The organism is Pseudarthrobacter sp. rb, assembly GCF_056389225.1.
On sequence record NZ_JBWJAR010000021.1, the window covers coordinates 43,485 to 51,244 of the forward strand.

A 7,760-nucleotide genomic window follows, 5' to 3' on the forward strand; every position below is an offset into this window, starting at 1 on the left:
TGATGGGGTTTCCTATCGGTTGGTGAAGTGGTTAGGGGCGTGGGCAGTGCGGTTATCTACCTCGAGCAGGCCAGCAGCGATTTCGGCGGTCACGCGTTCGAAAGCGCGGCGGGCAGGATCGCCCACGAGCTGCCAGTCGATGATGGAGCCGTTATCGAGTGCCGCGTCGTATGGGATATCGATGATGGCCCGCACCGTACCTTCGAGCTGGGCACGGAGGTCCGCCCGATCGGCGGCTGAAACTTTCGCCCCGCCGCCCTGGGTCACGACGACCACGGCGTTGTTCACCAGGTCTTTGTAGTGCCGGTTCCCGGTGCGTTCGGTCATGGATTCGAGCTGTTCGATCATCCGGAGGGCTGAGACGACAGCGTTGCGCTGTAGCCGGACCGGGATCACGAGCTGGTCTGTGACCTCGATTGAAGCCAACCAGTTCTCGGAGCGGGTGTTGTTGCCGGTGTCCAGGACGATGGTGTCGTAAAACCGGCTAACCACTGTGTGGATCCGGTTGAATTCTTCGGCCCCAATGGACTTCATCCGGTCAGGGTCCTCGTCGGAGGCCAGGACGGAGAACTGATTCTTTCCCTGGTGGCGGGTGTAGTAGGAGAAGTCGCCTTTGCGGGCTTCGATGGTTTCGAACTTTTCCAGGACGTTGAGCAGGTCCCACACGGTACGGGTGGAGCCGTTTGCGTTGGTCCGCACACCAAGGGTGCCCATCATTTCGTTGTTGTCCCACACGATGGCGTGCTGGCCCGAGTGAATCCCGAAGGTGGAGCCGATCCCGACGCTGCACATGGTCTTACCGACCCCGCCCAGAGGCTGGGCGACCATGATGCGCATGGGCCGGGAATAGACCCGCTGGATCGCGGAGAGGTCCGTTCGGCGGGCCAGCTCGGCCGCGCCGACCTTGGGCTTGACCAGACCGAACGTCACTGCCCGCAGGAACGCCTGCCAGCCAGTGGCCGGGGGCAGTTCATCGTTCAAGTTGTCCTTTTGCAGCACCGAGGCGCTGCGCCGGCCGCTGACCAGCGGGGCCGGCGCAGCTGTTGCTGCAAGTGCCTTATCCGGTGCTGACTCGGAGACGGCGGCCTCTGCCGTTTCCGGGGTGTTGTCCTCTGCGCTGGTTTCCGGATCGAGCAGGCTGATGGGGGCGCGTGACTTCCGCTCTGCGCCTGACCAGTTGGTACTCATCGGGTCTTCCTTTCATTCGCGGGGTTCTGACTTCTGGAAATCTGTGGGACAGGTTCCTGGAACAGCAACGGGGCAGCCGTCGCGATTGCTTGTGCCGGTCCCGGACTGTCCGGGTTGGTGAGCGGATCTGTGAACAGCGGTGCCGTGCCGAACTCATCCGCGCCGGTGGCCGGGGCATTCATGGGGCACTCACCGGGCTGATCGAGGTCACAAGCCAGGGATCGTCCTGGCCGATGCGGTGGAGCATCATCGTCCAGGGCCCGGCGTCCGTGTCGAAGGTGGCGGTCACGGTCATGGGGTTCTGTGCTTCCCGGCTGATCGCCGGACCGTCGGTGACGGTGGAGAACGGGACTTGGGCCGGGTCGATGTAGCGGGCATCCTCCTTGTACTCGGCGGCGAGCATGGGTTCGAGATCCCTGAACCAGGTCTTCTCTTCCACAGTGGGACGGCCGAACAGGGCCATGGCCTTTCCGGCGGTGTCCTTGACTGTCTGCTCTGCGCCGGCATCCCAGGTGACGTTAGGGCCGTCATAGTGCTCCGTGGCTTCGTCGTGGTCATGACCGTCACCGGTGGAATTCCCGTCAGCGTCGGCTGTGATGGTCGGCGCGGCCGTCGCGGTGGCCGTGCTGTCTGCGGTGGGGGTCCCGGCGCAGGCCGTCAGTAGCGCTGCGGCCGCGAGCAGCGCCGGGGCGAGTGCGGTTCTACGCATCACAGGATGCCTTTCTCTTGAAGGATCGGGGTGGGGTCGATGGTGGCGTTGATCGGGATCATCGGGTTCGGCAGAGCCCCGGCATAGAACTCCATGTGCGTGTGCCGGCCTGAGACGTTTCCTGTGGCCCCTTCGATCCCAAGTGGAGTCCCGGCAGCAACGATGTCGCCTTCCTTGACCTTCAGGGACCCGGCCTCCATGTGGTACATGCCGATGGTCAGCTTCCCGTCGAGCGTTTGCCCGGTGACACCGGTCCCGAACTGGCCGTCGAGGTTGCGGATCTTCACGATCTTCAGATCCGTGATCGCCAGGACCGTCCCGGCATGTCCCGGGGTGGAGAAATCGATGCCGTAGTGGAAGTTCGCCAGCACTCCCCCGGCAGTGCCGGGCGGGGCCGGCCGCGGGCCGTAGCCGCTGGTCATGTCAGCCCCTGGCAGAGGCTTGACCCACTTGCCGGCAATGTCCCCGACAACCTGGTTCCCCTCGGCCGGGCACACCCCGGAGGGATCCACCAACGCTGCGGATTCCCCGCCGAGGGCTTTCACGATCTGCGTGGCCTGCTCCCGGAAGCGGGTGTAATGGTTCGGGTCCGCGTTCCGCTGCGTGCGGTGAATAGCGATGGTCGGTTCGAGGGTTTCCCAGCCCTCGACCTTCTGCAGGGCCTTGAAGAAGTTGGTCGCGCTGGTGTGAGGGTCCATACGGTCCTCATAGGAACCCCACGCACCGTTCGCCCGCTGCTGGAACAGCCCGCGGGAGTCAGGGCCTGCGCCGTCCCCGAAATCAATGACCCGTAACGATGACTCACCAATGGCAGCCTGGACACCGATCAACTGGGCAGCCACCGGCAGCTTCAAATCAGCCGCAGCCTTCATAATGGCGGCCGCGTTTTTCATTTGCTCACCGTCGAACCCGGCCACTGTGCTGCCGGAAATCGTTGAGGATGCCGGCTCAGCTGCGGTCCCAGGAGCGACACAAGCAGAAGCCGCCTGGGCCGGAGAGCCGCCATCGTCAAGGACCACGACAACGAACCCCAATGTAAGGGCGGTAGCGACAGCAACAGTGCTAGCAGCTCGACCGACTGTCAAAGACATGCCGCCCCTCCCCTGGGCTAATCCGGGGCCTATTCCCCCGAGCGGAAAACCCATCCCGGCTAAACTCAGCCCTAAGGCTAGGATGGAAAATAAGACCATTAGTTAAGTGTGGTTGAAAACTTAACTATTGGGAGCATCTTAGCAGAATCTGTTGCGCCCGTCTTGTCATGTTCGGTCCGTCCAAGGAGTGTTTGTGCCCGTCTCAGCCTCAGAGTTCAAGAGCTGGCTGGACGCCCAGTCCATCAGCACTTCCCCTGCCGCTCTGAGCGCCCTGACAGGCCTACATCGCGGCACTCTGGGCAACCAGTTGCGGCGCGGAAACGTTGCGGAATCGACAGTCGTTGCCGTGGCGCGGGCGTCCGAAATGAACGTGCTGGAAGCGCTGGCTGCCTTTGACCCATACAGGGACATGTACACCCGGCCGATCGAGCCCACACCAGCAGAAGTGCTAAGCCAGGTCCATCACGCCGATCTGATGGCGGAGCTGCAGTTCCGCACCTCCAAGAAGCACTATCCACGGGATCTTCGGAAACATATCCCGCTCATAGACTTTCCGCACGAAGGCTCCAACCGGGCCTGGATCGATGCCATCGACCCTGGCGAACTGCGGCACCGCATGGCCGAAGAAACGGGCATGGCCCTGACCTACATCTTTACTCAGCTGACCGAAAACAAGCTGACACCGCCGCTGGCAGTAGCAGCCTCCAGAGCAGCGGGGACCTCTTTCGCATCGGGTCTGGTCGTTATCGGCCTCGTGTTACCGGCCGAGGGTGGTTGGCAACCCCGTGCGCGCGAGGATGAGCTACTTGAGATTTCCGATGATGCCCTAGTGGAGCTGATCTCAGGCAGGATCAACCTGCTGCAGCGACGGGTCAAACAGCGCAAAGAGGCCCGGGAATACGCGGAGAAAATGACGGAGCTGCTCGGGTGAATCCACTGTCCGTTGTCCCTGTGACGCTGATGCTCATCCTCTTGGGAAGCCTGACTTTCAAGCGCATCAACACACCGGCCACCGGCTATCAGCACGCCCTACGGGGCAAGGCCAGCAGCATTGCCCTGTCGGGAATCTTCCTCACGATCGGTTACCTGCTCCTGCTGCCGCCGGTGTATTACCCGCTGGATTCGATGATGCCGATCCACAACGCAACCGACCTCATCTCGAAGTATTGCGCCCTGGTAGCTGTTGCGTTCCTCGGCGGCCACCTAAGCCTCGCCTACGGCTCGTCCTTTGCACGGCGCTGGACCGTCGGAGCGCCTGGGGCTGCAGTGCTGGGGCTCGTGTCGGCCGGCCTTCTCTGGACCGTCCTGGCCACAGACGCCCCCTATTCATCGCCCCAGATGCTCGACTTTGCCACCCAGCCCAGCGTCCGCATCAACATCTGGCTGGTGCTCTTCTATGTGGCTTACGTCGTCTTTCCTCTTGTGCGGCCGGCCTACCTCGATTCCAGAAACAACCCACTGCGCACAGGCCGCACGGCGTCCGGAATGATTGCCGCGGGCTTCACACTCTCGCTGCTGCGCGCGGGTGCCTACCCCATCGAGTGGTTTGGGGCCGGAGATGTGGTTTACCTCTACATGCTCGTTTCCTACGCATCCACCGCCCTGGTCGTCGTAGGCCTTGCACTCTTCGCTTACGCCCGCAGAAAGCGCAAGGTTGAGGCCGACCTGGGCTCCGCCCTCTCCCTCGATTAGGAAGGCAGCAGCAGAATGACCACTCCAGAAAAAGCGCAGAAAGCCGTTCAGAGCGTCCTGGCGGAAGTCCCGCGGGAGCATGAGGCTGCTTATCGCGTCATCTATGAGGCTGTGAAAGTTTGCCTGCTGGCCGGCATGGACCGGCGCGCAGCTGCCAGCTACCTTGGAATTTCCCGATGGCGTATTGACGGCCAGGGGCGCTATTTCAGGTCACTAAAGGCTACGGGGGACCTGTTTCGCAGCGCATTCTCCGGCGGAGCAGGAGAGAGCGAGGCGAGCCCCAAGGCGGTTGATGCCATCGTACGGCGCGCCTGGAACAGATAATCGAACAGCGGGTCGTCCCATATCTAAATTTTCCAGTTTTTATGACATATTGGAGCAATGAGCTCACGCAATCTGTCACACGGCGGTCAAGAAAGCTGCGCGCGCACAATAGTTACAACGGGACGCCGAGTCCCTGCCCGAGACGTCAGCCACACGTTTAGCAAAGCACCGGGGCCCGAAAGAATCCCCGAGCCCACGGGCGTGTCTGGAAACCTTAGCCCTAGGGCTAAGGCTAGGGTGAGCCATATGGGAACCGTTCTTCGCCGCCAACGCGGCACTGGCATGAACAATGTGCAGGCCAACTACTCGATCCCGCCCCACTGCAAAGACCTCGTACGCGAAGTCTCAAGGCGGATGGGCCTCAGTGACTCGCAGGGCTTGGAACAGATCCTGATTCACCTCGAACTCGAAGCAGACGGCCTGCCCGCATGGGCAGACCGCGACAGCCTGCAGGAGGCATTGCCTATTGCGAAGGCCAGTTAAATAGCTGAAGGCCCGCACAAGGCGGGCCTTCACTAAGTATCCGTTCAGATCCACGTTTCCTGGCAGTTACAGCGATCTGAACTATTCAGCAGCTTCCTCATTCGAGGACGCTCCCGTTTTCACACCCTCCTTACGGAAAGGTCTTGTTCCCCATGGTACCGGAAGTCAATTCCGCGTCAACGCATGCCCGTGAGAGTGTCGCCGCCGTACGTCAAGTCACGCCACAAGACGCCTGGGTCCTGGCACCACTGATTGCCGGTCAGCCGTCCTACCGTCTGGGTCGGTGGATCGGCGCACGGTTCCAGTACCCCCGGCCCGCGACCCCGCCCACGATCACGGCATCACTGCCCGAACGACCGGCAGCAGTGATGATCCACGGCGTGGACGGCTCCGTAGCCACGCTCTGCATCGACCTAGATACCTCCAAGGCAGTGAAGGGCGTCGTTGAATCAGACGCGGCACGGCTTGGAAAGCTTCTCCAGGAAGCAAACGTCAGCTTCGTGGAGGACTTCTCCCCCAGCGGCGGCAGGCACATCTACATCCCACTGCAGGAACGGCTTACCGCGGCCAAAGCCCGAGACCTCATCGAGGCCCTCGGCCTTCTGGCGACGAGCCTGGACCCAAGCCCGCACCAGAACATCACCGACGGGTGCATCCGTGTCCCTGGCTCCAAGCACAAGGCCGGCGGCCACCAGACTCTCCTCACTCCCCTGTCGCAGGCCTACGCCACCCTCCGCGTCCGCAACTCCCCGCGCGCACTAGCAGCCCTTCGAACTGCGTTGGCGCCGGAGCTGGCCCGCCTCCGCGTCCTCAAAGAACGGCAGGCCAAAGCAGCGCCAACAGCCAGGTCTACTGCTGCGCAGCTGCCCATCGCTGGTCACAGCGAATCTCCGCTGCGGCGAATCGCACGTACCGGTCTCTACGACACAGCCAAGTACGCCAGCCCCTCAGAAGCACGCATGGGCGTACTCAATCACTTCTCCGCGTGTGGGTGGGCCCTGGAAGACGTACAGAACGAACTCACCGGGCAGTTCCCGGGCCTAGCTGCCCTGTACGGCACGCCGGCCAAACAGGCACGGCTGCTGCCCACTGAATGGGCCAAGGCCCAGGCCTTCACCAATGCCCGCGAAGCCCAAAAACGCAGTCCCCGTAAAACAGGGAAAAACAATGCCCTTATTAACAACACAAGCCCCACTAAACCCACAGGGGGGGCACTCAACGCTAGCTCTGCATCAATCCACCAACTGGTCAACGATCTGGAAAACATCCTGTTCGCTGTACTGGATCACCGGCTGGCAGCTAGAGGCCGGGAAGGCCTCAGCCTCCGCCTGCTGATCCGTGGACTGCTGGGGTACATGCGCGCGAAAGAAACCGACCTTCTCGACGTTGGGTGCCGCACTCTCGCGGTCGCCCTGGGCAAACACCACGTCACCATTGCGCGGCTGCTGCCGATTCTGGCCCAGGCCTCAGATGGCATTCTCACCAAAGTGGCGGACGCGCGTCACAAGGCAGCCGACGTCTATCTCATCCAGCTGCCTCAACACTATGAACAACTGGCCAGGGAACTGATGTGGCGCAAGGGCCGCATCCACGCTGTGCGGCCCGTGTTCCGTGCCCTAGGAGACGTCGCAGCTCTCGTATACGAGTCCATCGAACGAGCCCGCCACTCCCCCACCACCGCTGACGTCGTGCGCTCCACCAGCATTAGCCGCAACGCCGTGACGGCAGCCCTTACCGAGATGGAAGCTCTCGGCATGATCCGCCGGGACAACGGCCAATGGAAGACCGTTGCCATCGATCTCGCCAATCTGGCCGCGCGACTGGGCGTCTTGGAGGATTACCAGGCGCACATACGTCGTAATCGGCTGCAGCGGGCCTCCTGGCACGCGTATCTGGATCGTTTTCTCACGAGTCAGGTTGGCGAACATGAAGCCTGGGACCAGGAGCGGGACGAATACTGGCTGCCCCCTGACGAAGTGACGCTGTGGCGGGTGGCCTGACCGTGCCTGGGTGTAATAAATCCATTAGGTATAAAAGGTATATAAGCTTCACTGCGTGTCCACGAAGCTCCAACCGCCCGATTGTCGGGTCATGACCGAGGGGCCTTGGAGACTTCACCCGCCATACCCGGGATCACGGCGAAGCTTGGGACCAGGAGCGGGACGAATACTGGCTGCCCCCTGACGAAGTGACGCTGTGGCGGGTGGCCTGACCGTGCCTGGGTGTAATAAATCCATTAGGTATAAAAGGTATATAAGCTTCACTGCGTGTCC

General features: G+C 62.0%; 8 protein-coding genes. 5 read left to right on the top strand and 3 right to left on the bottom strand.

What is annotated here, in order from left to right; translation table 11 throughout:
* Nucleotides 1-12 precede the first annotated feature (12 nt).
* From ACWRN3_RS20150 to ACWRN3_RS20160, 3 genes are all read right to left on the bottom strand, one after another.
* Nucleotides 13-1,188 carry a MinD/ParA family ATP-binding protein gene (locus ACWRN3_RS20150; RefSeq protein WP_166843106.1) on the bottom strand — a complete coding sequence of 392 codons (1,176 nt, stop codon included), beginning with the start codon at nt 1,186-1,188 and terminating at the stop codon, nt 13-15.
* A 178-nt stretch (nt 1,189-1,366) separates the two neighbouring features.
* Nucleotides 1,367-1,897, bottom strand: a complete 531-nt coding sequence (locus tag ACWRN3_RS20155; RefSeq protein ID WP_166843105.1) for a hypothetical protein — start codon at nt 1,895-1,897, stop codon at nt 1,367-1,369.
* Nucleotides 1,897-2,790, bottom strand: a complete 894-nt coding sequence (locus tag ACWRN3_RS20160; RefSeq protein WP_324645363.1) for a M23 family metallopeptidase — start codon at nt 2,788-2,790, stop codon at nt 1,897-1,899. Before ACWRN3_RS20160 ends, ACWRN3_RS20155 begins: the two co-directional genes overlap by 1 nt.
* A 391-nt stretch (nt 2,791-3,181) precedes the next feature.
* On the opposite strand from ACWRN3_RS20160, the gene ACWRN3_RS20165 reads away from it, so the two are divergent.
* The 5 genes from ACWRN3_RS20165 to ACWRN3_RS20185 all read left to right on the top strand — a co-directional run bounded on the left by ACWRN3_RS20165 (nt 3,182) and on the right by ACWRN3_RS20185 (nt 7,487).
* Nucleotides 3,182-3,919, top strand: coding sequence for a hypothetical protein (locus tag ACWRN3_RS20165; RefSeq protein ID WP_166843103.1), 738 nt, complete (start codon nt 3,182-3,184; stop codon nt 3,917-3,919).
* A complete protein-coding gene (locus ACWRN3_RS20170) occupies nt 3,916-4,680 on the top strand; it encodes a hypothetical protein (RefSeq protein WP_166843102.1) in 765 nt (254 codons plus the stop codon). The genes ACWRN3_RS20165 and ACWRN3_RS20170 overlap by 4 nt, the downstream gene beginning before the upstream one ends.
* Before the next feature lie 15 nt (nt 4,681-4,695).
* Nucleotides 4,696-5,004, top strand: coding sequence for a hypothetical protein (locus ACWRN3_RS20175; protein ID WP_098937225.1), 309 nt, complete (start codon nt 4,696-4,698; stop codon nt 5,002-5,004).
* A gap of 246 nt (nt 5,005-5,250) precedes the next feature.
* Nucleotides 5,251-5,487, top strand: coding sequence for a hypothetical protein (locus ACWRN3_RS20180; protein ID WP_166843101.1), 237 nt, complete (start codon nt 5,251-5,253; stop codon nt 5,485-5,487).
* Between the two features lie 152 nt (nt 5,488-5,639).
* Complete coding sequence (locus ACWRN3_RS20185) at nt 5,640-7,487, top strand: hypothetical protein (RefSeq protein ID WP_166843129.1); 1,848 nt, start codon at nt 5,640-5,642, stop codon at nt 7,485-7,487.
* Nucleotides 7,488-7,760: the final 273 nt, after the last annotated feature.